General features: G+C 63.8%; 1 protein-coding gene. It reads right to left on the bottom strand.

Going from position 1 to position 884, the window contains the following annotated elements:
• Positions 1-884: polysaccharide biosynthesis/export family protein (locus ACR0E6_RS21870; protein ID WP_480587275.1), on the bottom strand; the 884-nt coding region annotated here is incomplete at both ends.

Genomic DNA, 884 nt, shown 5'->3' with positions numbered 1-884 from the left:
CTGCGCCGACGATACCCACCGCGCGGGCGACCTCGGTCAGGCCGGTCACCTTGCTGTCGTAGCAGGCAATCGCATCACCCGGCAGAACATAGGGGTCATAGTCATCCCGATCCCCACGTCGCAGCAGCTTTTCGATATTGCGTTCAATGACGATCGAGTTCCCCGTCATCGGGTTGCGGGTGAACAGGACCGCACTGCGATTGGCGTTGGTCGTCTTGGCCCCGCCGACGCAATTGGTATCGACTACGGCCTGCAGGTAGCGCGTGCCATAAGGAACTTCACGTACGTCGCGTCCGATGGCCGACTCTGCGTTACCTGTGGCAGGTTGCGTAAGGTTGGACATATAAAGCGTCACGCCGGGCGGGCTGATCGGGCTGGGTCGCATCAAATCATCCTGGAAACACCCTCGGCTATTCACGACGATCTGATCCCCGGTCAGCAGCATAATGTCGGTCGGGTCCGAGCCTTCGAACACGCCGCGTAGGTCCATCCGGTAGATCGTGCCTTGCCGGTGCAGCTCGACCGCTGACAGATCCGCATCCGGGCGCACCCCTCCGGCGGCGCGAATGGCGACGGACAAGTTGCGCGCCTCGGTCGAGGCCCCCAGCACACCCTGACGCCCTCGATCCAGCGCGTCGCCGGGAGTGCCTCCGATCTCGACCGAGTGGGGTTCGAACACTGCGCCTTTCACGCCGACAGTGACCGAGGCGAAATCGCTGATGCGCGCCGTGACACGCGGGGTGTTGTCGTAGAACTGCGCCGCCACCAGAACGCGGGCGACATCCCTCTCCACCTGCTCGGTCGTTCTGCCCTGCGCGCGCACCGGCGGCAGGTAGGGCAGCTTCAGATCGCCATCGCGGGACACAACATAGGTGTCGCTGAGA

Source organism: Ruegeria sp. AP12, assembly GCF_056540025.1.
The sequence above is the reverse complement of the archived record's forward strand: the minus strand, read 5'-3'. Positions and strand labels throughout refer to the sequence as shown.